Below are 25866 nucleotides of genomic sequence, written 5' to 3'. Positions count from 1 at the left end.
ATCTATAAATGAATTAATTGCCAAAAATAAGGAATAAAAATAATGAATCCGATGATGGCTGAGGCAAGTGAAGCTACTAAGACAGCGCCAGCAGCAGCATCTTTTGCTTTTTTTTGCTTCAGGCATAAACTCAGATGTCACTGTATCGACTGTCCGCTCAATCGCTGTATTCACAATTTCAAGCACGAGGACAGAAGCGATACAAAGCGTAAGAATCAGCCATTCTGTTTGACTAACGCGGAATAAAACAGCGAACAAAATGACAAGGATAGCAGCGAATAGATGCACTCGCATATTGCGCTCTTCCACAACAACAGTTTTAATCCCAGCAAGTGCATGCCGAAACGAGTCGAGGTAACTTTTGCTGCGCCGGAATTTTCTATCGTTTGAGACCATAAGCATCCAACACTTCTTTTTGAAGACCGAACATCTCTTTTTCTTCTTCTTTTTCCATGTGATCATAGCCAAGCAGATGCAGCAAACCGTGCACGGCTAAAAATCCAAGCTCGCGGTCAAAGGAATGGCCGTATTCCTCGGCTTGTTCCGCTGCCCGTTCTGTTGAAATAATAATATCGCCAAGATTTCGCGGCATCATGTCTTCTTCAAAAATAATCGGCATTTCATCTTCGCCCTGCTCTTCAAGCGCAAACGAAATCACATCCGTTGGTGCATCCTTGCCGCGATATTCACGATTAATTTCTTGAATACCTGAATTGTCCATAAAAGTAACGGACATTTCTGTTCCTTCGTCCAGTTTTAAATAACTGGCAGCAAACTCCAAAATGTCAGCAACAAGTAGAGAAGCATCATTTGAAAGCTTTTCAGTTTCATCGATTAAGTCGAGTTCAAGAATCGCCATCAGTTTTCCCCTTTCTTTTCATCCGGATACTGAATCCGTTGGTGATATATCCCGTTTAAGGTTTGATTTAATGTTTCACGAATTTGTTCCAATTCTTTCATGGACAAATCACATTCTGAAAACTGCCCGTCAAGCAAGCGCTCTTTAATGATCCCTTCGATAATCTGTTCGATTTTTTCACGGGTAGGTTCCGCGCATGCTCGAACAGCGGCCTCAACACTATCAGCAATATTAATAATGGCTGTTTCCTTCGTTTGGGGCTTAGGACCTGGATAGCGGAAGCTTGCTTCATCCACATCTGGATTCTGTTCTTTTTCCTTCAAATAAAAGTATTTTAAAAGTGTAGTTCCATGATGCTCAAGGGCAATATCAACAATTGGTTCCGGCATGTGATTTTCCCGCAAGATGTCAGCCCCGTCAACAGTATGAGCTAAAATAATATCGCGACTTTGCTCAGGAGTCAATCGATCATGCGGATTAATGCCTTGTAACTGATTCTCAACAAAGTAGGGTGGACGCAAAGTCTTACCAATATCATGATAGAAACAGCCGACACGAACAAGCAAACCATTCGCTCCGATTTTATCTGCGCAAGCTTCCGCTAAATTCGCTACCATCATGCTGTGGTGGTAAGTACCCGGTGCTCGCATCAAAATTCGTTTTAAAAGTGGATGATTCGGGTTCGCAAGCTCTACAAGCCGACTTGTCGTAAGTACGCCGAATAACAACTCAAAAAGTGGAATGAGTCCAAGCGCTAAAATGAAAGCGCCTAATCCGCCGATAAAAGCATAAAAAACTGATTGCAGCGAGTTTTCATTTAAAATAGTGGAATTATTAATCATCATCAAAAAAACAACACAAAACACATTAAACAGCCCGACAATAAAACCAGCCCTAAAAATAGCAATGCGGCGTGAATAATCACGCAATGAAATAATTGACACAAAGCCACTCAGTAAAATAAACGGTGTTATTATACTACTGACAACGCTTGCTTCATCCGATTGAAAAACAAATAAACTCGTCGTTGAGATAAAAAGCAATCCTAAGAATGCGTAGCGTTCGCGTAGCAAAATTTTAAGAACAACCGGAAGGAATGATGCTGGAAATATAAACGCAATATTATTTAAATTTGCTCCTTCAAGCAGTCGAACAATAAACAGCAACAGCAAAGTAAACAAATAAGCCACTCCGAAAATCATCAGCGTTTGCTGCCGCTTTTTCCGTGAAATTTTTGTTTTTGTCGTGAAAAAATAAAGAATAGATGCTAAAACCAAAATCAGTAGTGCATAACCAGCATATTGTTTAATCGGCATCTTTTGATCGAGCAAATGGAGCATTCCAAGCTGACGATACGTTTCACGATCAATAATCTGCCCTTCCTGCACGATAACCTGACCTTGCAGGATCTTTTCCGGAATCACACTTGCTGCTGCTTCTTTTTGGCGTGCCGTCGTTTCTTTTTCATTAAACGTTTCGTTAGGGACAATTGCATAAGAAGCGAGCGCCTTTGCAGTCGTCTTAAACTGGCTAGGCAAATTTGACAGCTCAATGTCATCACGAGCTTGAACTTTCTTGGTATTTAAATCCGCTTCGCGAATATTACCTTCCATAATCAGACTGACTTCTTTAGATACAATCGTTTTGACCGTCTCTAAGTCTTTCGCGTCAGCATTGATCAGCCCAAGTAGCATCGTATCTGAAATACTTGCCGTAATCTTCTCCGAAACATTACTTGAAAGCTTCGCCTTGATCAGTTTTACTTTATCAGCAGCAGAAACCGTCTCCTGCTTATTCGTCTTCTCTTTCACTTCACCTTGAACTTCACTGATATAAGCAAAAAACGAATCCATCAGTGCTACACGATTTTGCCCTGTTTCACGATTAAACGTGTACACGTCTTCAACCGAGTTTTCAGCTGCCGTTTTCTCTTCTTCCGTTTTTTTCGTGTCAATCATCGTTTGCGGCGAGCGAATCGTCCGTTCAGCAACCGAAAACAGCTTAGCGTTAAAAGATTCCGGCTTTGTCATTTGGATCATTAGGAGATACGCAAGAAGCATTAAAATGACAAGAAAACATGGAACGATCACTTTCTGACCATATTTTTCGTACAAGCGGTTCCATTTTTGCATCATGCTGGTTCGACTCCTTTAGTTTCGTTCATAAGCTTTAATAATTTCAGCAACAAGCGGATGCCGCACCACATCATGGTGTTCAAAGTAAACAAAACCGATATTTTTTACATGGTTTAAAACCTGTTCCGCATTAACAAGACCGCTCACGACACCTTTTGGCAAATCGATTTGCGTCATATCCCCGTTCACGATCATCTTCGAATCGTATCCGAGGCGCGTTAAAAACATCTTCATTTGTGCAATCGTTGTATTTTGCGCTTCATCAAGAATAACAAATGCATGATCAAGAGTCCGGCCACGCATATAAGCGAGTGGAGCAATTTCAATCACACCGCGTTCCATCAGCCTTGTCGTATGTTCTACGCCTAAAATATCATAAAGTGCATCATACACAGGGCGCAAATACGGATCGACTTTTTCCTTCAAATCGCCTGGCAAGAATCCAAGACTTTCTCCCGCTTCAACAGCAGGACGCGTTAAAATAATTTTGCTCACTTTACCTTTTTTCCAAGCATCGACAGCCATAACAACAGCCAAATATGTTTTTCCGGTTCCGGCAGGCCCTATCCCAAATACAATATCAAACCTGCGCACCATTTGAATGTATTCTCGCTGACCAAATGTCTTCGGCCGAATCGGCTTTCCATTTGTATTTTTCGTAATTTCATCATCGAATAGCGTCCCGAAATACTCAAGCGTTCCACCATTTTCCATCTTAATCGCTTGCGCAACATCACGTCCATCGAGGTGGTCGCCGCGCTTTAAAACAGAAAACAACGCATGAAGAACGTGACGAGTATGTTTCACATTCTCAGGCTCTCCTGTAACCAAAACATCTCCGCCGCGCGAAACAATTTTCACATCAAAACTTTCTTCTAATATATCCAGATGTGCATCCTGATTTCCAAACAAATCGCGTGCATCAATTTCTTCAGTTAGTTCAATGGTTTCTTTATAGGATTCATTTTGCATTCTCTAACCCCTTTGTTTTAAACTTCCATGATCTCGTATTCATTATACACGAAAAAGCCGTAGAATTAAAACCGCATCTCCTTTAGCCTTACTATTTCTTCCGATTTTTTGGCATAAATAAAAAGACCGGCCAAAGCCGGTCTTTAAAGTCTCATGAAAGATATTGTTTCACAAATTTGTTTACTGCATTTCCGTCAGCTTTGCCTTTTACTTTCGGCATAATCGCGCCCATGACTTTCCCAAAGTCCGCCTTAGACGTCGCTCCAACTTCTGCAATCGTTGCTTTCACAATATTTTCAAGCTCTTCATCAGAAAGTTGTTTCGGCGAGTACGCTTCCACAATTTTGATTTCAGCTCGAACTTTTTCAGCTAGATCATCCCTGCCAGCTTTTTCAAACTCAGAAAGAGAATCTCTGCGCTGCTTCATCTCACGCGAAAGAACCGTAATTTCGTCATCCGGAGAAAGATCTCCACCTTGACCAATTGCCTCGTTTTGAAGAGCAGCTTTCAGCATTCGGATAACAGAAAGTTTTTCTTTCTCTTTATCACGCATTGCTTGCTTCATATCGTCATTTAACTTATCAAGCAGTGTCACAAAATCATCGCCTTTAACAATTAGAATTTGCGTTTTCTTGCTGCCTCTGATTTTTTCTTACGTTTTACGCTTGGCTTTTCATAAAATTCGCGCTTTCTCGATTCTTGCAAAGTTCCACTTTTCGAAACAGTACGTTTAAAGCGACGAAGAGCATCGTCAAGCGATTCGTTTTTACGAACTACTGTTTTTGACATCTCTCTTTCCCTCCCTCCGACACTTACACGAGTACGAGAATCAAAATCCCCGAACCCTCATAAGGCTTCAGAATGCTCCTGAGCTTAAAAGCATAACAGAATTGGCATTCACTCATATAAAATTATAGCGGAAACTTAAAATCACGTCAACATGAAATCGTTAACTTTATACATTTTTCTTATACATTATTCATTAAAAAATGAATCTGCCAACTCAAAATGATAAGATGCCGCAGCAAGCAAATAAAGTGGTGCTGTTTCTGTTCGCAAAATTCGCGGTCCAAGCCCTGCAAAATGCACGTCTTTTTTACCAAACTGCTCGACTTCTGTTTCACTGAGTCCGCCTTCCGGTCCAAAAATTACAAGTAAAGAAGCCCCGTGCGGAATTTCCTCAAAAACTGTAGCAAGCACATTCTTTTCACCTGCTCGCGAACTTTCTTCATACGCACAAACGACATAATCAAATGCCTCCATCAATGTTAGCAGTTTTCCTAAATCAGAAGCAAACTCAATTTTTGGAATATGGGTTCTGTGAGACTGTTCAGCAGCTTCCTTTGCAATTCGCTCCAAACGTTCAATCTTCTTCGCAGTTTTTTTCGGCTCCCATTTCGTAACCGAACGTTCTGCCTTAAACGGATAAAAAGCGACTGCACCGAGCTCCGTTCCTTTTTGCACAATGAAATCTAGTTTATCCCCTTTTGGCAAACCGCTTGCAATCGCAATACGAATTGGAAGTTCCGTTTCTGACTCCTGCCAGCTTAAAAAGCGAAGTACAACCTGATCTTCCAAAACTTCTGTAATCTCAGCTAAGAATGCCCGCTCCGATAAATCAACCACAAACACTCGATCGTTTGCCTTCATCCGCATAACTCGCGTAATATGATGAAAATCAGACCCCGTAATAAAAAAAAGGCTTATCTTCTACTATCGTCTGATCAATGAAATAGCGCTGCATGTTACTCTTCGCCTCGTTTAGCGATGATAGCACCCCAATCGCCCTGTTGGCGCGTTTCAAGCACAGTAAGCGATGCTTCGATCAAAGCCTCGCGCACATCTTCCGCTTTTCCTTCAATAATACCTGAAGCGATAAATATGCCGCCTGGTTTAAGCAAGCGATGGACATCCTTCGGGAACAGCAGAATAACTTCTGCTAAAATATTAGCAACAATTAAATCTGCTTCTTGATTAATACCGTTAAGCAAGTCATTTTGACGCAGTTCAACTAAATTCGCCACTTGATTCTGCTCTACATTTTCTCGTGCGGCTCGGACGGCCACTTCATCGAGGTCTAGCGCAAGCACGGAATGCGCTCCGAGTTTTGCGCTTAAGATGGCCAGCACACCTGAGCCGGTACCAACGTCAATCACACGATCGCCCTTCTTCAAAAATTCTGAAAGTGCCCGCATTGAAAGCTGTGTCGTTGGATGAGTTCCCGTTCCAAATGCCATTCCTGGATCAAGCTCAATCACGAGTTCATCTGCTCGCGGCGTGTATTCTTCCCATGTCGGCGCAACTGTGATGTGATCGGTAATTTGAACCGGATGATAGTATTTTTTCCAAGCTGTTGCCCAGTCTTCATCGTTCACATCGTTCACAAAAAATTTAAAGTTGCCAAGTGGAATATCAAATTCACTCAAATTGCGCAGCCCCAGCTCCATTTCCGGTATTTGCTGCAAAAACTCATTAGTCTTCAGAAAATAAGCCTTCACAATCACACCGTCTTCTGGATAATCCTCGCGGCTAAGCGCATAAATTTCACCAAACTGATCTTCTCTTTCTTTAAAGAAATCCGCCGCATCTTCAATCGCGACACCGCTTGCCCCGTACTCACTAAGCAAATTTGCAACCGGCTCTACCGCCTCGTTTACAGTGTGAATCTCAACCTCTGACCATTCCACATTTATGCCCTCCTCGTTAAAAAAAGCGGATGTTGATAGTCTTTTATCCAACGTCCGCTTTTTTGGTTTTAATCGCCTTTAAATGCTCTCTTCATTTTATCAAAGAATCCCGAATTTTGCTCGTCAACTTTATCTCCGGTCGTATCAGCAAAACTGCGCAAGATTTCCTTCTGATTATCATCGAGTTTTTTCGGCACAATGACTTTAACCGCTACATGTTGATCCCCTGTTCCGCTTCCGCGCAAATGTGGCACACCTTTTCCTCTCAAACGGAATGTTGTCCCAGTTTGCGTTCCAGCAGGAATTTTAAGCCTTACTTTCCCGTGAACCGTCGGCACATCAATTTCGTCTCCAAGCGCCGCCTGAACAAATGTGAGCGGTACTTCAACAAAGATATCATCGCCGTCGCGTTCAAAGAATTCATCTGGAATGATCACAAACACGACAAATAAATCACCATTCGGTCCGCCGTTCACGCCTGCTTCACCTTCACCAGCTACGCGCATTTGCTGTCCATCATTGACACCAGCAGGGACTTTAAGTTTGATTTTTTTTGTTTTTCGTTACGCGTCCAGAACCGTGACAAGTCGGGCATTTCTCTTTGATTTCTTTTCCAGTTCCATGACAGTATGAACACGTTTGTTTGTTAACAATCCGACCAAACGGTGTATTTTGTTCAACATTGATTGAGCCTTTACCACCGCAGTGCGAACATTTTTCCGGATGCGTCCCCGGTTTTGCACCTGAGCCGTGACAAGTTTCACAGTTTTCTTCACGAGGAATTTCAATCTCTGCTTCTTTTCCGAAAACCGCTTCCTTAAATTTTAACTGCATCGTATATTGTAAGTCATTCCCTTGTCTAGGGGCGTTGGGATCACGCTGACGTCCGCCGCCTCCACCAAAGAATGTATCAAAAATATCTTCAAATCCAGAAAAACCGCCTGATGAGAAACCGCCGGAAAATCCGCCAGCTCCGCCGCCAAATCCTTGGTTCGGATCAACATGTCCATATTGATCATATTGAGCGCGCTTATTTTCATCGCTTAAGACTTCATAAGCCTCAGAAATCTCTTTGAATTTTTCATCCGCGCCTTCTTCTTTATTGATATCCGGATGGTATTGTTTCGAAAGCTTCCGGTAGGCTTTTTTGATTTCATCCGCGGTCGCACTCTTCGAAACGCCGAGAACTTCATAATAATCGCGTTTTGCCATCCGCCATCACTCCTGTCTATTATAGTTTAATCCTAAGGTATTGTATCATAACTCTTCACATAAATATAGCGTATATCAGATAAAAAGCCAAAGTCAGCAAGACTTTGACTCTTTATCTACATTCATTCCTTATTCTTGCTTATTTATCTTCTTTTTTATCGTCATCGTTGATTTCTTCAAATTCAGCATCTACAACATCTTCACTACCGTCAGCAGCATTTGCTTCTGGGTTTTCGCCTTGCGCTTGTTGCGCTGCCGCTGCTTGCTCATAAAGCTTAACAGAAAGGTTTTGTACGATTTCATTTAAAGCATCCGATTTTGTCTTGATTACTTCGAAATCGTCGCCCTTCAGCGCTTCTTGAAGTTCATCACGTGCCGTTTCAGCTTTTTTCACTTCTTCTTCTTCGACTTTACCTTCAAGTTCTTTGAGTGTTTTATCTACAGTGAAGATAAGTTGATCTGCATTGTTGCGTGTTTCAACATTTTCTTTGTTTTTCTTATCTTCTTCTGCATTTGCTTCTGCATCTTTGATCATCTTATCGATTTCTTCATCAGTTAAACCTGAGGAAGATTTGATCACAATGTTTTGTTCCTTACCAGTTCCAAGATCTTTCGCACGAACCGTTACAATACCGTTTTTGTCAATATCAAACGAAACTTCAATTTGTGGAATACCGCGTGGTGCAGCCGGAATATCAGCTAGTTGGAAGCGTCCGAGCGTTTTATTGTCTTTTGCCATTGGACGTTCCCCTTGAAGAACATGGATATCAACAGCTGGTTGATTGTCAGCCGCCGTTGAGAAAGTTTGCGATTTTGAAGTTGGAATCGTTGTATTGCGTTCGATCAGTGTTGTCATAACGCCGCCCATTGTTTCAATTCCAAGGGAAAGTGGAGTAACATCAAGCAAGACAACATCTTTCACATCACCAGTAATGACACCACCTTGAATGGCAGCACCCATCGCCACAACTTCATCAGGGTTTACACCACGGTGAGGTTCTTTACCGAGTTCTTTCGTAATCATTTCTTGAACCGCAGGAATCCGAGTAGATCCGCCGACTAAGATAACTTGATCGATATCACTTGCAGAAAGATTAGCATCTTTAAGCGCTTGACGAGTTGGTCCAACTGTACGTTCTACAAGATCACTTGTTAGTTCATCAAATTTCGCACGAGTCAAGTTTACTTCTAAGTGAAGCGGTCCAGCTTCTCCAGCCGTAATAAACGGTAACGAAATTTGTGTGCTCATTACACCAGAAAGATCTTTTTTCGCTTTTTCAGCAGCATCTTTCAAACGTTGGAGTGCCATTTTATCTTTGCTTAAATCAATTCCATTTTCTTTTTTTAAATTCAGCCACTAAATAATCAATGATTTTTTGGTCAAAATCATCGCCGCCAAGGTTATTGTCTCCAGCAGTAGAATGTACTTCAAATACACCGTCACCAAGTTCAAGAATAGATACATCGAAAGTCCCGCCGCCAAGGTCAAAGACGAGAATGGTTTGATCTTTATCTGTTTTGTCCATCCCATATGCAAGAGCAGCAGCCGTAGGTTCATTAATAATCCGTTCTACTTCAAGACCAGCAATTTTACCAGCATCTTTTGTTGCTTGACGTTGCGCGTCATTAAAATAAGCCGGTACAGTGATTACAGCTTTATCTACAGTTTCACCAAGATAATCTTCTGCATAACCTTTTAGATACTGTAAGATAATCGCACTGATCTCTTGCGGCGAATAGTCTTTACCGTCAATCGTTTCTTTGTAATCTGTTCCCATATGGCGTTTAATCGAGCTCACAGTATTTGGGTTTGTAATTGCAGCGCGTTTTGCCACTTCTCCGACTTGACGTTCGCCATTTTTTAAAGCCGACAACTGATGGTGTTGTACGAGCACCTTCCGGATTTGGGATAATTTTTGCTTCGCCACCTTCAAGGACAGCCACAGCAGAATTTGTTGTTCCTAAGTCAATACCAATAATTTTACTCATAATTTATTTCCTCCTGAAAAATCAATTTCTATTTTTATTCGTTTACTTTTACCATTGAAGGACGAATTACCCGATCTTTAATTTTATAGCCTTTTTGTAGCTCAGCAGTAATTTCATTGCTTGCCTTCTCTGGGTCATTATCTTGTAACACAGCTTGGTGGAAATTTGGATCAAATTGTTCACCAAGTGCTTCAATCGGCTCAATGCCTTCTTTTTTTAGGGCTGCAACAATTTGGCCATGAACCATTTCCAAGCCCGTTAAAATTGCAGCAACCTCTTCATTATCACTTGCAGTCGCCAACGCTTTTTCAAAGCTATCAAGTGCTGGTAAAAGATCTTCTGCAAGACTTTGCGAGCGATATTTCATCGCCGCTTCTCGATCAGAAATTGTGCGTTTTTTTACATTTTCAAAATCTGCTTGGAGACGCAAGTAACGATTTTCGCTCGCTTCAAGCTTTTCTTCAAGTTCCGCTAATTTCTGATCAATTTCAGTAACATCATTTTGCTCATCCATCTGTTCAATCGTTTCATTTGCTTCAATTTCAGCTTCTTTTTCAATTTCATCTTCAATCTTGGTTTGTTTATCTTTAGGTTCAGACACAGAAATCACCTCTTAGAAAAATCGAGATTTTTCTATTCCTTTCTATTTTTGTTGATCTCGATAAAGTTTTGTTAAAACTGCTGTTAAGTCTTTGCTGAATACATCGACAAGTCCCATCATCCGCGCATATTCCATTCGCGTTGGACCAAGCAGAATAATTCCGCCGACCCGCTCATCTGCAATTTGATACGTAGCTGTGATGATGCTTAAATTGTTTAGCAAATCATTATCAAGCTCTCGACCTATCTTCACTTGAATGCCATCGGGAATATTACGAAACATATCATATATTCCCTTTTCTTCCTCAACTAATTGTAAAAAATCACGAATCTTTGCCACATCGTGAAATTCCGGTTGATTCAAGATATTCGTCTTACCACCGAAATAAACTTTTTCTTGATTCGAATTTTTCAGCGTATCAAACACGATACTACTCAACCGTTCTGAATTTTCCACATGACCTACGAGAAGTTCCTTAACCTCGGTTGGGATTCTGCTCGAAAGTTCATCAAGCGGAACTCCAACAAGACGCTCATTCAAAATATTGACCGTTCTTTCTACATCAGAAAGTGTGACTTCTTTCGGCAAATTCACAAGATGGTGATCAACATGTCCTTGATCTGTAATTAAAAGCAACATAGCCTGCGCTTCACTGATCGGTACAATCCGAAAACCGCTTAACTTATTTCTCGATGTTTCCGGTCCAAGAACAATTGAAGTATAGTTTGTAAGTTCAGAAAGCATCAAAGCAGAATTTTGAATCAACTGCTCCGCTTCATAATAATCTGCCGAAAAAAAGCGATCGAATCAGCCGTTTATCTTCTGCCGTAAGCGCCTTTGGTTGAAGCAAATAATCAACATAAAAGCGGTAGCCTTTTTCAGACGGAACTCGCCCTGATGATGAATGCGTCTTTTCAATAAAACCATACTCTTCAAGAACACTCATTTCATTTCGAATGGTCGCCGAACTATATGGCAGTTCGCTTTCCTTTAGCAAATTTTTTGAACCAACAGGCTGAACTGTCCAAGTGAAATGATCAATGATTGCCCGAAAAATTTGCAACTGCCTTTCCGTCAACATTTTTATCACCTCTTTTTAGCACTCTAAAGTTTCAAGTGCTAAATACAAGTATAAATTTACCAAACAAATCGGCTCCCGTCAACTGAAAACACTTAATTTCATACTAGGGACCGACCTATTTGGTCAAAATTGGTCAACCATGCGATTTTAAAGGAATTCACGAAAAACATTATTTCCTAAAAAACGACCTTCACGTGTCAACTTTACATTTTGCTGATCATGAATCAGCCATCCTTTTTCAGAAGTAGTTTCAAGAGCATCCTTAAAGACCTCATCCAAATTACGGTCAAACTTTTCAAAAAAACGTTTTTTATTAACACCAGCCACTTTTCGCAAACCAAGAAACATTTCTTCTTCCATTTCTTCTTTCAAAGATAAATCTTTCACTTGAAAAATAGGCAGCTTATTTTCACTGAGGGGAGTCATATATTGTTTAAGCGGCCCAAAATTGCTGTAGCGCCGATCTGCCAAATATCCGTGCGCCCCCGCTCCAAAACCATAGTAATGTTCGTTGCTCCAGTAAACGAGATTGTGCCGACTTTCAAAGCCCGTCCGCGCGAAATTACTGATTTCATATTGTTTTTTCCCGTTTTTTTCCATTTCTGACATCAAAAAGTCGTACATATTTGCTTCCGCATCTTGGCTTGGCAAAATTAATTCTCCCTTTTGCATCAAATTATAAAAAATGGTTTTCGGTTCGATAATGAGCGAGTAAGCCGAATAATGCGGTAAATCAAGCGCCAGTGCTTTTTCAAGCGTATCTTTAAAATCTGCCTCACTTTGTCCGGGTAGACTGAAAATCAAATCAATACTTAGATTTTCAAAACCAACCTGCTCCGCATTTCGAATTGACTGGTACACATCCTGCACCGTATGAATCCGTCCGATTTTTTTCAGCAACTCATTATTAAAGCTTTGTACTCCCATGCTAAGCCGATTCACACCACTCGCTTGCATGACAGAAAGTTTTTCTACCGACAAATCTCCTGGATTTGATTCGAATGTAAACTCTGCGTTTTTTGATAAGGGAAAAATGCGCTTAACCGCACTACAAAGTCGTTCAATTTGTTTTTCTGTGAGTGTCGTTGGCGTTCCTCCCCCGACAAATATAGTTTCAACCGTTTCTAGTTGCTTGCCTTCAGTAGCAAGCTCCATCTCACGAATCAAAAGATTTACATATTCATCAACTGGCTGACCTTCTAAAAAAACTTTATTAAAATCGCAATAATAGCAAATATGTTCACAAAATGGAATGTGGATATAAACAGCCGTCATAACGTCCCTTCTTTCCTTTAAAATCCTATCAAACATCGTTATATTATAACACTTTATCACTTGAGTTTCGATATTAAAAAAAAGTGCCACTCTTATAATGAGTAGCACTTTTTTCAAGCTTTTATTTTAGAAATCATCAAAACTATTTCGATCGCTCGACAGCTTTGTAAGCGACATAATCCCAGAAATCAAGAACAATACCCCTGTGATCCAGCCATAACTGAAGAAACAAAGTGCCCCGATTACAATCAAAGCAATCGACCAAGCTTTTACTGAGTTACCTTTTTTAAGTTTAAAAGCAGCAATAAAGCCGAATAAGCATGCAACAATAGCCAGCAACAGCGAAATAACAATTAAGCCGCCTCCAAACACTAATCCTAACAAGTCGTCTCCGTGCATCATCGTACGTGACGACATCATTCCTGAGGAACTTGTTGTTGCTACAAACATAATCATAAGTAGCATGGGAGCAGTAATTAGAACCCCTAAAGCACCTAGGCTCGCTCCGATAATTGTCATGATAAATTCAGCTTTTCTGTTGTTCATTCTCTTACCTCTTTCTGATTGTAGTAAATTTATTATAACGAAAATAAGTAATTTTGAACAGTAGAAATAAATGAATCTATTTTATAAAAAGTAAGAAATAATTGATTTATCATCTTATTAGTGATAAATTCCTATACATTCGTCTTTCGATTTCTTAACAAGCGACTCTATGATACATTACTAGTAATGATAACCTTTTATAAAGCAATCAAATTATCAGTCACATATCGAGCTAACTTGAATAAGCGATCTATCTACCCATTTTGGGTATATTCCATCGCTCGTTCACAGTCAAATACTTATAGCAGGAAAAAAGTGATATTTTGATAGTTTTTCATCAGGCGAAAATGCATCTAAAACATCAATTTCAACCCGTATCTCTTTGAAAATCCAAAGTCTAACAATGAGAATTTTTCCACCTAAGCCAAACTGAGTTTAGAATCTCTTTATTGGTTTTTTAAAAAAGTAAGAATCTGGTTTATGATTGAAATTTTTCTGCTAGTTTTACTAACAAAGCGTTTCATTGTAAGTTTACTACTTTTTTCCAACCTCCACGCGCTGGCATAGAGTACATTCGTTTCGCTCATAATGACCCACTGAATTGTATGAAACAGCGATAAATTTAGTTGCATTTGAATACTACTAGAGGAAATTCTAAAGATATAAAATTAAGAAAAGCACTTCCACCATTCATAACACTCTCTCAAAAATCAAATTAGCATTGCAACACTCAAGATAGAAATGATCAGGCATTTAATAACAATAATAAAATGATATTTAGTATCCAACCCAAAGAAAAGAACAGTAATAATTGCATAAATCTCTTTTCAACCAAAAAATCCACTTTCCTTTTCCTTACTTTAATTTTAGTGTGATCGAATTAAAACGTTAGAAATAAAAGTATAAAGAAATGTAAATCATGACAAAAGTTGAAAGATCAATAAAGCTACATTTTAAGTATTCGTGCTGTTCGTTTAGAATCTTCCTCTGCCTAAAAGAGAGTATTCCACATTTGCTTTTTTAAGCAATTATATAGTTAGATGACCAATCACTTAATTTTCACTTTCCACATTTTTCCTAAAACTATTAAACCTCTCTGACTTTGCAAGTCGTACCTAGCTTTTTCCACATCAAAAAACACTTAATCATCACAGATTATACTGCAACAATTAAGTGTCGTTTCTTAAATCATTGAAAGTTGGTGAAAAAATAATACAAGAATCACATGGATATATTAATGAAAAATCAGTGGAAATAATTTTCACAAACCTTTATTGACATCAATCATCCTAATCTTATAAGAACAATAAATTATTTTTTTCTTTTTTCTTCATTTCTTTTTCACTTTGTTTGTTCATCGCGTTCATCATTTGGTTGACTTTCTTTTGAGACGGTTTTTGTCCCATTTGCGCCATCATCATTTGAAGCATTTGCTCATTGACAGGCGGATTGTTTTTCAAATAGTTCATCATGTAGCGTCTTGCAATAAAGAAGCCGCCAGCCAGTCCAGCTAACAAGCAAATCAGACCGACAAGAATGTAAATCCACATAGTTTCTTTCTCCTCCTTGAACGAATATACCTCTTACATTGTACTTGATTTGCGATTAACAAACAATACTTTTTTACAAAAGAACAGGCAGAAGTACAGTATAAACCTGACTTCTGCCTGTTTTATTAAAGCTCTTCAACTAATTTGACAATATTTTCGACTGTAAAGCCATAGTTTTCAATAATCGTTTCACCTGGTGCAGAAGCGCCGAATTTATCAATTCCAAGCACTTGACCGTCAAGACCAACATAACGTCCCCAGCCGAAACTCGATCCCATCTCAATAGCAAGGCGTTTCCGTACAGCGTTTGGAAGCACACTTTCTTTATACTCTGCAGATTGAGATTCAAATAAGTCAAATGATGGTACCGAAACAACTGATACATCTATTCCTTTTTCAAGCAAAGTAGTTTGTGCTTCAATAGCCAAGTGGACTTCTGAACCGCTGGCAAGTAAGATCGCATCAGGTGTTCCTTTTTTCGCCGGTGAAATTACATATGCTCCTTTGCGAACCCCTTCCTCTGCCAACTTATCGCTGTTTTTAAGAACAGGCAAACCTTGTCTGGTTAAAACAAGTGCATGAGGTTTGTTTGTTGATTCGATTGCAATTTTCCATGCGGTATTCACTTCATTTCCGTCAGCAGGGCGAATGACGGAAAGACCAGGCATAGCACGAAGAGAGGCTAACTGTTCAACAGGCTCATGTGTAGGGCCGTCTTCCCCGACAGCAATGCTATCATGAGTTAGCACATATGTGACTGGGAGTTGTTGAATTGATGCTAAACGAATCGCAGCACGCAAGTAATCGGAAAATACAAAGAATGTTCCGCCATAAACTTTTAGCCCTTCATGAAGAGCCATCCCGTTTAAAGCAGCACCCATTGCAAATTCACGCACACCAAACCATATATTGCGTGCAGCCGGATTATCCTTCGTAAACTCTCCATCCGTTTTAATCATTGTGTTATTAGAACCAGCTAGGTCAGCGGAACCGCCAAACAGACATGGCATTTTTTCAGCAAAGGCATTAATCGCTTCGCCGCTCGAAGCACGACTTGCAAGAGCTTTATCTCCTTCGTGATAAGTCGTCAGTCCATCAGCAAAACCAGGAGCTTGATGCCCATCAATACTATCTTCTAACTGTTTCGCAAGCTCAGGGAAATCCTTCTTATAAGAAACGAACAAATCACTCCATTCTTTTTCTGCTTTTGCACCTCGTTCAACAATTGTAGAACCAAAGCGTTCATATACTTCTTCAGGAACAAAGAAGGCTTCATCATAATTCCAGCCATAAGCTTGTTTTGCTGTTTTCACGCCTTCATCTCCAAGCGGAGCACCGTGAACTTTGCTCGTACCAGCATCAGGAGCACCAAACCCAATTACAGTTTTAACTTCAATCAAAGTAGGTTGTGTTTCATTTTGTTTAGCTTTTTCAATCGCAGCTAAGATTTCATCGGTATTGTTACCATCTTTAACCAACAAATGTTCCCAGCCGTAGCTTTCATAACGTTTTTGCACATCTTCCGAGAAAGAATGATCCAAATCACCATCAAGCGAAATATTATTTGAATCATAGAGCACGATCAAACGACCAAGTTGCTGATGTCCAGCAAGACTAGAAGCTTCAGATGAAATCCCTTCCATCAAGTCGCCATCGCCGCAAAGTGCAAACGTATAGTGATCTACAATATTATAATCAGCTTTATTATAAAGAGCTGCTAAATGCCGCTCAGCCATCGCCATCCCAACGGCCATCCCAATTCCTTGTCCAAGTGGCCCAGTTGTAGCATCGACACCATCAGTATGACGATACTCAGGATGCCCTGGTGTTTTACTTCCCCATTGACGGAAGTTTTTAATATCATCTAAACTTAATTTGTAACCGCTTAAATGAAGTAAGCTATATAAAAGCATTGAACCGTGTCCAGCCGAAAGCACGAAGCGATCACGATTGAACCAGTGTGAATTGGCAGGATTCGCATTTAATACCCGTGAAAATAAAGTATAAGCCATAGGAGCCGCCCCCATCGGTAAACCTGGGTGTCCGGAATTGGCTTTTTGAATCGCGTCAATCGACAAAGTGCGAATCGTGTTAATCGCTAATTGATCTGTTTTATCAAACAATTGAAACATCCTCTCTCGTTTTATAATCAACTCCCCTTTATTTTAGTCCTAATTAGGGAATTACTCAACTGAAAACGCAGAAATGATCATTATTTTTGCGCATTTGTTCATTTATGCTCATTTCATTCAATTTACTTCCTTTTTTTTTCGCATTTGTTTTACTTTTTTTAGGAGTTATATCTTTACCGTTTGGATCGATAATCGTTGTGTTTTCAATGGTTCCCTTCATATGAGTACGAAATGATTTTAAGTATTCACGTCGTAATTCTTCCTGCTCGATTTTTTCATTTGCTGTTAATCCTTCCGCCTTCTTTTTGCGAGAAAGTTCATTAATGCGGTCAATTTTAGCTTGTTCTAACATATTTATTCATCCTTTTGTTATTAGATTTTACTGAATAGGGCATAAAAAAGAGAAGCAGTTTAGCTACTCCTCTTATTATACATGACTTGTAAAATGTTGTCTGTTTATTCATTTGCCAGTTGAATCGTTGCATCCTGTCTAACTTGTTTTTCCCGAACCGGAATCACCAATTGATCCCCTGCTTTTACTTCATTTGTATCCAGATTATTCTTTTTTTCTACCCATTCTACAAAGCTAACTTTATCCATCTTTGCATCTGTTGCATGCCGCTCTGCTAATGCCCACACAGAATCTCCTGAAACAATATCTACTTTTGAATAATTGGATTCGTCCGTTGAGCTAATAAAAAGGAGAAAAGTTACTCCCATTATTATTGAAGCGGCTACAAAAATAACTGCAATATAGTATTTATCCCAAAAACTTTTAATTGTCATTTCTATCCTTTCATAAGAATATACGTTCGCTTTTTTATTATATTAGAACATTCGTTCCTATTTGTCAACAAAAAAATCGAACCTTTGTTTGCATATTGGCATAAGGTTTGCTATACTAAATTTAATCATTATTATCATTTTAACGGGGTGAAACCATGAAATTATCAAAACGTCAACAAGATATTTACGAATTTATTAAATCTGAAGTTAAAGAAAAAGGGTACCCGCCTTCCGTCCGAGAAATCGGAGAAGCTGTCGGCCTCGCCTCTAGCTCTACCGTTCATGGACATCTTGCGAGACTTGAAGCAAAGGGACTGATTCGGCGCGATCCAACGAAACCTCGTGCTATTGAAATTCTATCGCTTGAAGATGAGATTCCTGCTCCTGCAGTTGTCAACATCCCGTTGATAGGTAAAGTAACTGCTGGAATGCCGATTACAGCGATTGAAAATATTGATGACTATTTCCCACTCCCAGAGAGTATGGCAGCTGGTGAAAAAGATATCTTCATGTTAGAAATCGATGGCGAAAGTATGATTAATGCAGGTATTCTTGATGGAGACCGTGTGATTGTCCGCAAACAAAATAATGCTGATAACGGTGAGATCGTAGTAGCCATGACAGATGACAACGAAGCCACATGCAAACGCTTTTTTAAAGAACAAAATCATTTTCGTCTTCAACCTGAAAATGATTCACTTGCCCCGATTATTTTAGACAACGTCACTATTCTCGGAAAAGTGATTGGCTTGTTCCGTGATATTCGTTAAAAAAAGAACCGCCCCAGTTAGGGACGGTTCTTTTCCTCGAAAGGAGTATAGAAATGAGCATTTTCACTACCGAGCGTATCGAAGCTCGTAAGTTTACTGAAGCAGACTTTCCTCATTATGCAGATTTGACTCAAAACGAAGAAGTAATGCGTTACTTTCCGCAGCCGCTGACAGAAGCAGAAGCCCGAACTTCATTTGATGCACTTTTGGCAAATTATCAAGCTGATTTCGGGATTTATGCTCTTTTTTTTAAAAAGAAGCGCTAAATTTATTGGTTTTTGCGGCTTTAATAAGGTAACTTACGAAGAAACTTTTACACCCTGCATTGAAATAAATTGGCGGATTCTACCATCCTTTTGGCATCAAGGGCTGGCAACAGAAGCTTCACTCGCTGCGCTTAAATTTGCTAAAGACAATCTGAGACTGCAAGAAATTTACAGCATTACCGCAACTGTGAACACTCCTTCTCAAAAACTAATGAAGCGAATCGGAATGCGATTTCAAAAAAAATTTTAATCATCCAAAACTTCCGTCAAACTCACCGCTTCTGCACCATGTTCTATACAAAATCGAGCTTTAACTTAAAAAAACAGTTGCCGCTTGGCAACTGGTTTTTTCTTAATAAATTTCTAAGTATTGATCACGTTCCCAAGGATGAACAGCAGTTCTAAACATATCGCATTCGATTTCTTTCGCTTCGATAAAGTGTTCGTAAATATGATCGCCAAGACCATCTTGAATCACATCATTTTTTGATAATTCTACCATCGCATGCGACAAGCTTTCTGGCAAATCATAAATTCCTGCTTCATGGCGTTCATCTTCTTGCATACCATAAATATTGCGGTCAACTGGTGCAGGCGGAGTCAACTTGTTTTTCACTCCATCAAGCCCTGCTTTCAGAAGTACTGCCATTGCCAAGTATGGATTAGCTGACGGATCGACACTGCGAAGCTCTAAGCGTGTACTTAACCCACGTGAACTTGGAACACGCACAAGGGGACTACGGTTTTTACCGCTCCAAGCGATATAACATGGTGCTTCATATCCCGGCACAAGACGCTTATATGAATTAATTGTCGGATTCGTTACCGCTGTATAGCCTTTAGCATGTTTAAGCATTCCGGCTAAAAATTGATAAGCTGTTTCACTCAATTGCAGTTCGCCTTTTTCATCGTAAAATGCATTTTCATTACCTTTGAAAAGCGACATGTTAAAATGCATTCCTGAGCCGTTCACACCGAAAAGTGGTTTCGGCATAAAGGTTGCATGCAATCCATGCTTACGTGCAATTGTTTTAACAACAAGTTTAAACGTTTGGATATTATCACATGCTGTTACAGCATCCTCGTATTTGAAATCAATCTCGTGCTGCCCAGGTGCTACTTCATGGTGAGATGCTTCAATTTCAAAGCCCATTTCTTCAAGTTCGAGTACGATATCTCGGCGGCAGTTTTCCCCAAGGTCCGTCGGTGCTAAATCGAAGTAACCGCCTGAATCATTCAGTTCAAGTGTTGGTTTACGATTTTCGTCCAATTTAAAGAGGAAGAACTCTGGTTCAGGTCCTAAGTTAAAATCTGTAAATCCAAGTTCGTGCATCTCTGCCAGCACACGTTTTAAATTTGCACGCGGGTCACCAGAAAACGGCGTCATATCAGGATTGTAAATATCGCAAATCATACGAGCAACTTTTCCTTTTTCAGCAGTCCAAGGGAAGACCACCCAAGTGTCAAGATCCGGGAAAAGATACATGTCAGATTCTTCAATCCGAACAAAACCTTCGATCGAAGAACCGTCAAACATCATTTTATTGTCTAAGGCTTTTTTTTAGCTGACTTACAGGAATTTCCACATTTTTAATGATCCCGAGAATGTCCGTGAATTGGAGTCGAATGAATTTTACATTTTGCTCATCTGCGAAGCGGAAAATATCTTCTTTTGTATAATTTGCCATGAATAAAATCCTCCCAAATTGTTTTTTATATTAACTTCTGAAAAAGTAAATACCAATTATAAATCATAGTTTTGGATATTGATTCTTTTGAATATCGCTATTCTTTACAAAACGTCCAACCTGTTGCATTTCCTTACGCAAAATCTTACGTACGTCTTCATCAGTCAAAGGCGACTTTGTTTCTTGTTCTTTAATCTGATACATTTTCTTAATTCCTGCAATATTCAGACCATCGTTTAAATAATCCTTAATCTCAAGTAGTATGTCGATGTCTTGCAGAGAATAGTGGCGGTGATTTCCTTGATTTCGAGCAGGATGAATCAAACCTTGATCTTCATAATAGCGAATTTGCCTTGCTGTCAGATTAGTCAGCTTCATTACTGGCCCGATCGGGAAAAGAGGCATAGACCTGCGAATCTCCTTTTCACTCATTGCCGTTATCCCCTTTCATCATTCATGATAGTTGAATTATAAAGGATGTCATTTCTTTTGTCAAATTTATGTAAGATAATCTAACATTCAATAAAAATCCACTGCTACCAATTAATGTCAGAATAAAAAAATACGAGCATTTCGCTCGTATCAAATTTTTTTTAAATTTTTTCATGCTCAAATAAATCATTGACAGCTTCTGTTACTGCAATTTTTATATGCTCATAGGTCAGACCACCTTGAACATAGAGTTCATAAGGTGCACGAATAGGACCGTCTGCTGTTAATTCTAAACTTGCACCTTGGATAAATGTTCCAGCAGCCATAATTACATCATGCTCATAACCAGGCATGTAGGCTCCAACTGGTATAACATGCGCATTAACTGGTGAAAACTTTTGAATAGCTTGTGCAAACAACACCATTTTCGATTGATCATGGAACGAGACACTTTGAATTAAATCCGTACGATGGTCATCCCAGTTTGGCTTTGTTTCAATTCCGCAAAGTGATAATAATGCCGCTGTAAAACGCGCTCCCTTGACAGCTTGAGCCGTAACATGAGGCGCAAGAAAAAAACCTTGATACATTTCGAGCAGACTGTAGAGTGATGCTCCGGCTTCAAGTCCAATTCCAGGCGTCGTCAGTCGATATCCACATAACTCAATTAAATCTGATCGCCCCGCTAAATAACCACCAATCTTTGCCAAGCCGCCTCCAGGATTTTTAATTAATGACCCGGCAATCAAGTCAGCACCTACATCTGTTGGTTCTAACTCTTCCACAAATTCACCATAACAATTATCAACAAACACCACAACATCAGGCTTGATCTCTTTTACAAAACGAATCATCTCAGCAATTTGTTCGATCGAAAATGAATCACGTTCAGCATATCCTTTTGAGCGCTGAATCCCGATCATTTTAGTTTTTTCAGTTATTTTTTGGCTGACAGTATCAAAATCGACTTGATTTTCTATGAGCGGAACTGCATCATAGTCTATTTGAAAGTCTCTAAGCGAGCCGTTTCCAGAAATCCCCCGAACACCAACGATCTCTTCTAAAGTATCATACGGATTACCTGTAATATAAAGCAGTGCATCGCCTGGACGAAGCACGCCGAAAAGTGCTGTACTGATCGCATGCGTTCCAGAAATGAGCTGCGGCCGCACAATTGCGGCTTCTGTATGGAACACATCTCGATAGACACGTTCAAGCGTGTCTCTGCCGTCATCATCATATCCGTAACCAGTTGACGGATTAAAATGAAAATCACTGACTTTGTTTGCTCTAAACGCTTGGAGTACCTTCGCTTGATTCAGTTCTGCCAAGTAATCTGTTTCTTGATTTAAGTCTTTAATCATCTGCTCAGCTCGACTTTTTAATTGTTTCACTTGTTCATTCATCGGCTACCCTTTCTTTCATACTTTTGAAATAAGTTTATTTGTTTTTAAAACATCCATTTATCTGGATTTCTCCATATAAAAAGGCAGGAACCCCTGCCTTTTCGTTTTTAATCTTCTTGATTAAGCGTCACATTTTTTTTGTGGTGAGAAAGTAGAAATCGCATGTTTAAATACAAGTTGCTGCTTTCCTTCCACATCCAAAAGGACAGTGAAATTATCGAAGCTCACTACACGCCCGCGCAATTGAAAGCCATTTGTCAAAAACACCGTTGCTAAGATTTTTTCTTTACGTAATTGATTTAAATACTGATCTTGTAATGCTTGTCCACCCTTACTCATGTTTCCCTCTCCAATCTCTATCTTTATAAGAACCCCTTATGAGGTAAGTTTGAAAATAGCCTAATACGAAAATGCTATTTAAAAAATATTACCCCTTATTTGAAAGAATCAAACAGAACCAATTTTTAAAAATTGTTCAATTGCATTATTTGCTTGTACTTCCGTGTCCATTTCAAGCGCTTTAATCCACTGAATATCCATTCTATTCCGAAACCATGTCATTTGTCGTTTGGCGAAATGACGTGAATTTTTTTTGATTAGTTGGATCGCTTCGTTTTTCGAAATCTCGCCATCAAAATATAAAAATAACTCTTTATAACCGATCCCTCGTGTTGCCGAATTATCCCCCAACCGCATTTCATAAAGTTTGCGTGCTTCAATTTCAAGTCCATTTTTAATCATTATATCAACACGACGATCAATACGATCATATAAAAGACTTCTTTCTAAGTCTAATCCCAGAAAAAGCGGGAAAAATTCTTCCGAAAGTTTTGTTTGTGTTTGGTGTTCGCTAAACGGTTCTCCAGTTAGTTTCATCACTTCAAGCGCACGTATAACACGGCGTTTGTTATTTGGATGAATCAATTCAGCACTTGTTGGATCGAGTTCTGTCAATTTTTTGTGAAGTTCATCCGTGTCGAGTTGATCAAGTTCGTGTCGATAATTCGGATCGTCCGCAACGGTACCAAATGAATAATCATAAAAAACAGACTGAATATAAAGACCCGTACCACCCACTACAAAAGGAAGCTTCCCTTGCTCATGGATTATTTCGATCCACTTTCTCGTCTCATGTTTGAATTTTGAAGCTGTGAAAGGTTCCTTTGGCTCTACAACGTCGATCAAATGATGGGGAATTCCGTGCATTTCTTCTTTTGTAATTTTGGCAGTCCCAATATCAAGCTGCTTGTATACTTGCATTGAGTCGCCACTAATTATTTCCCCTTGCCATTTTTTAGCTAGAGCAATGCTTAAAGCCGTTTTTCCAACGGCAGTCGGACCAACGAGAACGATTACAGGAATTCTAGTCAAACGAAAAAACCTCCTTTTCGTCTACTACTAATTTACCACGAAAACAACAGAAAGAAAACCCTTTTTGCATACAGAGTGCATAAAAAACCAAACATAACGAAAACAAGCCTTTCCGCTAGCGGAAAGGCTTGTTTTCGTTATTCATTATTCACTTTTGCGATCATGCCAATCAGCAGGTTCTCTCGCATCAGCGATTTGTGTATCTAGTTCATCCAAGTGTGCGGCTTTTGTCTTTTCATCCCAATGGAATAAGCGATCCATTTCCTCAAATACCGGCTCTTTCCACTCTAGTAGATAAGGCATATCAAACAACAAATATCCAGTACGTCTTAACAAGAAATCAACTGGATCAACTACCGATTCATGATAGACCGAATAGTGTAACTCTGCATACAAACTATTTGGAAGGGTTTCAATTCCCTTTTCTTTATGTTCTTGTGCATAAGTAAATAATTGATCGATATTCGTTCCAAAGCGCTTCACGATTTCACGAGCTTCCGCTAATGTCCAACCAAAACGATTGATCGCTTCTTTCGCTTTTTTATCAATAAAAGCTTCTAGGTTTTGCGAGCCTCCGATATCTCCTCCAGAAATTGGCAAATGTTTCGTTTGAACCTCTTTGTATGCTTTACCAGTTTCCTTACTTAAATCTTTCACAATATCATTCAACAGCTTTTCAGCCATTTTGCGATAACCTGTTAGTTTCCCACCAGCCATTGTAATCAAGCCACTTTCAGAAAACCACACTTCATCTTTCCGTGAAATTTCAGATGGATCTTTACCTTCTTCATAAATCAAAGGACGTACACCGGCCCAGCTGGATTCAATATCTTTTTCACTAACATGGACATCCGGGAACATATAGTTGATAGCTTTAATCACATAATTATGATCAGATTCGAGCGCTTTCGGATTGATTAGTGTTTCCTCATAAAAAGTATCTGTCGTTCCCACATAGACTTTTTTGTCGCGCGGAATCGCAAAAACCATACGACCGTCTGGAGTATCAAAGTATACTGCTTGCTCCATCGGGAATTTTTTCTTATCAATTACAAGGTGAATACCTTTTGTTAAGCGTAAATGTTTATTGTTATGTGAATAATCAAGCTTTCTTACTTTATCCACCCATGGACCAGCAGCATTAATAACTCGGTGGCCATAAATATCGTAAACTTTCCCTGATAGTCGATCAGTCACCGTAACCCCTTGCACTTTTTTGTTTTCATCGTAAATAAATTGATCTGCACGTGTATAATTAATTACTTTTGCTCCAAGTTCAACGGCTTTTTTCATTACTTCAATAGTAAGACGCGCATCATCTGTTCGATATTCAACATAATATCCAGATCCTTTCAAGCCGTCTTTTTTCACGAATGGATTTTTCGCAAGTGTTTCTTCTTTGGATAAAATTTTACGTCGTTCATCTTTTTTAACACCAGCCAGATAATCATAAAGCCGAATCCCAGCCGACGCTGTAAATTTGCCCATATTTCCGCCTTTATGGAACGGAAGCATCATCCATTCCGGTGTTGTTACATGCGGTCCATTTTCATAGACAATGGCTCTTTCCTTACCAAGCTCGGCTACTTCCTTAACCTCAAATTGCTGCAAATAACGTAGTCCTCCGTGAACAAGCTTTGTTGAGCGGCTAGATGTTCCGCTTGCAAAATCATTCATTTCAACGAGTGCAACAGTCATGCCACGCGAAACCGCATCAAGCGCAATCCCTGCTCCTGTAATACCACCACCAACAATTACAATATCAAATTTTTCATCTTGCAGTTTTCTTTCAATTGTTTCTCTGTCAAATGCTGAAAATAATTGTACCATCAATTTATCCCCCTTAAAATCTCGATATTATCTATTTCAATCTATTCGCTCTTTTCCACTAAACTCTCCTTTTGAAACGCTTTCTGCTTGCAAGAGTACAGATAGAAAGAAAAAAAAGAGACCACAAACCAGACGATAGAATCGTCGTTTGCAGTCTCTCTAATCTCAATAGACAATAATAATTATTAACTTGTCTTCATTATACCGGAAATAATCAAAAAGGGAAAGCGCTTTGCCTCTTTTTTTATTTCTTCGTTATTGAAGTTAGCGTTTTTAAG

20 protein-coding genes and 7 pseudogenes are annotated in these 25866 nt (G+C 39.4%); 3 read left to right on the top strand and 24 right to left on the bottom strand.

Going from position 1 to position 25866, the window contains the following annotated elements:
• Positions 1–2 precede the first annotated feature (2 nt).
• The 18 genes and pseudogenes from MFLO_RS03060 to yneA all read right to left on the bottom strand — a co-directional run bounded on the left by MFLO_RS03060 (position 3) and on the right by yneA (position 17825).
• Positions 3–402: pseudogene (locus MFLO_RS03060) on the bottom strand (diacylglycerol kinase family protein).
• Positions 380–859, bottom strand: a complete 480-nt coding sequence (ybeY, locus tag MFLO_RS03055) for an rRNA maturation RNase YbeY (RefSeq protein ID WP_036096295.1) — start codon at positions 857–859, stop codon at positions 380–382. The pseudogene MFLO_RS03060 and the gene ybeY overlap by 23 nt, the downstream one beginning before the upstream one ends.
• The gene (locus tag MFLO_RS03050; protein ID WP_051993464.1) at positions 859–2994 is read right to left on the bottom strand and encodes an HD family phosphohydrolase; all 2136 of its coding nucleotides are present in this window, start codon (positions 2992–2994) and stop codon (positions 859–861) included. The genes ybeY and MFLO_RS03050 overlap by 1 nt, the downstream gene beginning before the upstream one ends.
• 15 nt (positions 2995–3009) lie before the next feature.
• Positions 3010–3966, bottom strand: a complete 957-nt coding sequence (locus MFLO_RS03045) for a PhoH family protein (protein WP_036096293.1) — start codon at positions 3964–3966, stop codon at positions 3010–3012.
• Between the two features lie 151 nt (positions 3967–4117).
• Positions 4118–4561 carry a GatB/YqeY domain-containing protein gene (locus tag MFLO_RS03040; protein ID WP_036096291.1) on the bottom strand — a complete coding sequence of 148 codons (444 nt, stop codon included), beginning with the start codon at positions 4559–4561 and terminating at the stop codon, positions 4118–4120.
• 20 nt (positions 4562–4581) lie between these two features.
• Complete coding sequence (gene rpsU, locus MFLO_RS03035; RefSeq protein WP_036074031.1) at positions 4582–4755, bottom strand: 30S ribosomal protein S21; 174 nt, start codon at positions 4753–4755, stop codon at positions 4582–4584.
• Between the two features lie 186 nt (positions 4756–4941).
• Positions 4942–5710, bottom strand: a pseudogene (locus MFLO_RS03030) (16S rRNA (uracil(1498)-N(3))-methyltransferase).
• Between the two features lies 1 nt (position 5711).
• On the bottom strand, positions 5712–6653 hold the full coding sequence (prmA, locus tag MFLO_RS03025; RefSeq protein ID WP_036096289.1) for a 50S ribosomal protein L11 methyltransferase: 942 nt from the start codon (positions 6651–6653) through the stop codon (positions 5712–5714).
• A 68-nt stretch (positions 6654–6721) separates the two neighbouring features.
• A pseudogene (gene dnaJ / locus MFLO_RS03020) lies at positions 6722–7865 on the bottom strand (molecular chaperone DnaJ).
• A gap of 139 nt (positions 7866–8004) precedes the next feature.
• Positions 8005–9854 (bottom strand): annotated as a pseudogene (gene dnaK, locus MFLO_RS03015) (molecular chaperone DnaK).
• A 34-nt stretch (positions 9855–9888) separates the two neighbouring features.
• Positions 9889–10455: a nucleotide exchange factor GrpE gene (gene grpE, locus MFLO_RS03010; protein WP_036096287.1), complete on the bottom strand. Its 567-nt coding sequence runs from the start codon at positions 10453–10455 to the stop codon at positions 9889–9891.
• A gap of 42 nt (positions 10456–10497) precedes the next feature.
• Positions 10498–11536, bottom strand: a pseudogene (gene hrcA / locus MFLO_RS03005) (heat-inducible transcriptional repressor HrcA).
• A 147-nt stretch (positions 11537–11683) separates the two neighbouring features.
• Positions 11684–12811 (bottom strand): radical SAM family heme chaperone HemW, encoded by a 1128-nt coding sequence (hemW, locus tag MFLO_RS02995; RefSeq protein ID WP_036096282.1) that lies wholly within the window; start codon positions 12809–12811, stop codon positions 11684–11686.
• Between the two features lie 126 nt (positions 12812–12937).
• A complete protein-coding gene (locus MFLO_RS02990) occupies positions 12938–13357 on the bottom strand; it encodes a DUF4064 domain-containing protein (RefSeq protein ID WP_036096280.1) in 420 nt (139 codons plus the stop codon).
• Between the two features lie 1295 nt (positions 13358–14652).
• A complete protein-coding gene (locus MFLO_RS02985; RefSeq protein ID WP_036096278.1) occupies positions 14653–14907 on the bottom strand; it encodes a YneF family protein in 255 nt (84 codons plus the stop codon).
• Between the two features lie 125 nt (positions 14908–15032).
• On the bottom strand, positions 15033–17030 hold the full coding sequence (gene tkt, locus MFLO_RS02980) for a transketolase (protein WP_036096277.1): 1998 nt from the start codon (positions 17028–17030) through the stop codon (positions 15033–15035).
• Positions 17031–17156: 126 nt separating this feature from the next.
• Positions 17157–17391 (bottom strand): annotated as a pseudogene (locus MFLO_RS16220) (DUF896 domain-containing protein).
• Between the two features lie 104 nt (positions 17392–17495).
• Positions 17496–17825, bottom strand: a complete 330-nt coding sequence (gene yneA, locus MFLO_RS02970; protein ID WP_036096275.1) for a cell division suppressor protein YneA — start codon at positions 17823–17825, stop codon at positions 17496–17498.
• Between the two features lie 155 nt (positions 17826–17980).
• Here yneA and lexA point away from each other — a divergent pair, with 155 nt between their 5' ends.
• From lexA to MFLO_RS17130, 3 genes are read left to right on the top strand one after another with little or no spacing between them, the layout of a single operon-like run.
• Complete coding sequence (gene lexA / locus MFLO_RS02965) at positions 17981–18595, top strand: transcriptional repressor LexA (RefSeq protein ID WP_036096272.1); 615 nt, start codon at positions 17981–17983, stop codon at positions 18593–18595.
• Between the two features lie 53 nt (positions 18596–18648).
• Complete coding sequence (locus MFLO_RS14495) at positions 18649–18861, top strand: GNAT family N-acetyltransferase (RefSeq protein WP_051993462.1); 213 nt, start codon at positions 18649–18651, stop codon at positions 18859–18861.
• Positions 18794–19111, top strand: coding sequence for a GNAT family N-acetyltransferase (locus MFLO_RS17130; RefSeq protein ID WP_077913142.1), 318 nt, complete (start codon positions 18794–18796; stop codon positions 19109–19111). The genes MFLO_RS14495 and MFLO_RS17130 overlap by 68 nt, the downstream gene beginning before the upstream one ends.
• 102 nt (positions 19112–19213) lie before the next feature.
• On the opposite strand, the pseudogene glnA reads toward MFLO_RS17130, so the two are convergent.
• From glnA to MFLO_RS02930, 6 genes and pseudogenes are all read right to left on the bottom strand, one after another.
• Positions 19214–20549 (bottom strand): annotated as a pseudogene (gene glnA, locus MFLO_RS02955) (type I glutamate--ammonia ligase).
• A 63-nt stretch (positions 20550–20612) separates the two neighbouring features.
• Positions 20613–20981, bottom strand: a complete 369-nt coding sequence (locus MFLO_RS02950) for a MerR family transcriptional regulator (protein ID WP_036096271.1) — start codon at positions 20979–20981, stop codon at positions 20613–20615.
• A gap of 161 nt (positions 20982–21142) precedes the next feature.
• A complete protein-coding gene (locus MFLO_RS02945; RefSeq protein ID WP_036096268.1) occupies positions 21143–22387 on the bottom strand; it encodes a methionine gamma-lyase family protein in 1245 nt (414 codons plus the stop codon).
• A 120-nt stretch (positions 22388–22507) separates the two neighbouring features.
• The gene (gene hfq / locus MFLO_RS02940) at positions 22508–22726 is read right to left on the bottom strand and encodes an RNA chaperone Hfq (RefSeq protein ID WP_036096267.1); all 219 of its coding nucleotides are present in this window, start codon (positions 22724–22726) and stop codon (positions 22508–22510) included.
• 108 nt (positions 22727–22834) lie between these two features.
• Positions 22835–23758: a tRNA (adenosine(37)-N6)-dimethylallyltransferase MiaA gene (miaA, locus tag MFLO_RS02935; protein ID WP_036096264.1), complete on the bottom strand. Its 924-nt coding sequence runs from the start codon at positions 23756–23758 to the stop codon at positions 22835–22837.
• 144 nt (positions 23759–23902) lie between these two features.
• On the bottom strand, positions 23903–25588 hold the full coding sequence (locus tag MFLO_RS02930; protein ID WP_036096263.1) for a glycerol-3-phosphate dehydrogenase/oxidase: 1686 nt from the start codon (positions 25586–25588) through the stop codon (positions 23903–23905).
• Between the last annotated feature and the right edge of the window lie 278 nt (positions 25589–25866).

The sequence above is a fragment of the Listeria floridensis FSL S10-1187 genome (assembly GCF_000525875.1).
Taxonomy (GTDB): domain Bacteria; phylum Bacillota; class Bacilli; order Lactobacillales; family Listeriaceae; genus Listeria; species Listeria floridensis.
Note: the sequence above shows the minus strand (reverse complement) of the source record. Positions and strands in the feature narration are given on the sequence as shown.

Bases quoted from the DNA above. Each gene is read 5' to 3' on its own strand.
- hemW (WP_036096282.1), bottom strand. From the start codon at position 12,811: ATGACGGCTGTTTATATCCACATTCCATTTTGTGAACATATTTGCTAT.
- MFLO_RS02945 (WP_036096268.1), bottom strand. From the start codon at position 22,387: ATGAATGAACAAGTGAAACAATTAAAAAGTCGAGCTGAGCAGATGATT.
- lexA (WP_036096272.1), top strand. From the start codon at position 17,981: ATGAAATTATCAAAACGTCAACAAGATATTTACGAATTTATTAAATCT.
- yneA (WP_036096275.1), bottom strand. From the start codon at position 17,825: ATGACAATTAAAAGTTTTTGGGATAAATACTATATTGCAGTTATTTTT.
- MFLO_RS02990 (WP_036096280.1), bottom strand. From the start codon at position 13,357: ATGAACAACAGAAAAGCTGAATTTATCATGACAATTATCGGAGCGAGC.
- MFLO_RS03045 (WP_036096293.1), bottom strand. From the start codon at position 3,966: ATGCAAAATGAATCCTATAAAGAAACCATTGAACTAACTGAAGAAATT.
- MFLO_RS03050 (WP_051993464.1), bottom strand. From the start codon at position 2,994: ATGATGCAAAAATGGAACCGCTTGTACGAAAAATATGGTCAGAAAGTG.
- hfq (WP_036096267.1), bottom strand. From the start codon at position 22,726: ATGAGTAAGGGTGGACAAGCATTACAAGATCAGTATTTAAATCAATTA.
- MFLO_RS02930 (WP_036096263.1), bottom strand. From the start codon at position 25,588: ATGGTACAATTATTTTCAGCATTTGACAGAGAAACAATTGAAAGAAAA.
- MFLO_RS02950 (WP_036096271.1), bottom strand. From the start codon at position 20,981: ATGAGTGAAAAGGAGATTCGCAGGTCTATGCCTCTTTTCCCGATCGGG.
- rpsU (WP_036074031.1), bottom strand. From the start codon at position 4,755: ATGTCAAAAACAGTAGTTCGTAAAAACGAATCGCTTGACGATGCTCTT.
- ybeY (WP_036096295.1), bottom strand. From the start codon at position 859: ATGGCGATTCTTGAACTCGACTTAATCGATGAAACTGAAAAGCTTTCA.
- MFLO_RS02985 (WP_036096278.1), bottom strand. From the start codon at position 14,907: ATGTGGATTTACATTCTTGTCGGTCTGATTTGCTTGTTAGCTGGACTG.
- MFLO_RS14495 (WP_051993462.1), top strand. From the start codon at position 18,649: ATGAGCATTTTCACTACCGAGCGTATCGAAGCTCGTAAGTTTACTGAA.
- MFLO_RS17130 (WP_077913142.1), top strand. From the start codon at position 18,794: ATGCACTTTTGGCAAATTATCAAGCTGATTTCGGGATTTATGCTCTTT.